The organism is Psychrobacter sp. 1Y4, from assembly GCF_051847555.1.
On sequence record NZ_JBPYDE010000503.1, the window covers coordinates 1 to 733 of the forward strand.

Below are 733 nucleotides of genomic sequence, written 5' to 3' on the forward strand. Positions count from 1 at the left end.
AGCCAGATTGTCTAAGGGATTGAATGCGGCGCGTTTTGCTAGTACGCTTGCGATATTGGTGCGCTCAGGGGTGCCGTTGATTGAGGCGCTACATATTGGTGCGGCAGTGACGACCAATTTGCACATCAAGCAAACGATTGTGACTGCTGCTGATAGGGTCACAGAAGGCTCAAGTTTATCCAGCCAACTCGAAAAATCCACTTACTTTCCGCCCATGATGGTACAAATGATCAAAAGCGGTGAGAATTCAGGCGAGCTTGAAAACATGCTCAGTCGTGCCGCCACGATGCAGGAGGCGGAGGCAACCAATTTTATCAGCACTTTACTGTCACTACTTGAGCCTTTGATGCTGGTCTTGATGGGCGTCGTGGTGATGGTTATTGTGATGGCAGTGATGCTACCAATCGTTAATATGAATGACTTGGCAGGCTAGTCAATAGCTAACTGACTAGCTGACAAACAGACGATATGTTCTTCTCAAACTATCAACTATCTGCATTTTTATCCTCTCTTAATTACCTATCTTGCTAAACCCTACGTTAGCTTTCTTAAGATTTGCTTACTGTTGTATATTGTTGACCAAGCAAAATTTTTGCTATGGTAAACCTAAGCACCACGTTATAGTGAAAGCGGGTTAAAACGATAGTGATAAGTATCGATGGTCATTTGATGCTCTATGATTGTTTGCTGATGGTTACTTGGTATTGACTGTAATGACAATCTGAGCACAGCG

At 43.8% G+C, this 733-nt stretch carries 1 protein-coding gene; it reads left to right on the top strand.

Annotation, left to right across the window (positions count from 1 at the left end; genetic code table 11):
* Window positions 1-433 (top strand): type II secretion system F family protein (locus ACS8FC_RS17215; protein ID WP_439297679.1); only part of this gene is annotated, 433 nt, incomplete at its 5' end.
* Between the last annotated feature and the right edge of the window lie 300 nt (window positions 434-733).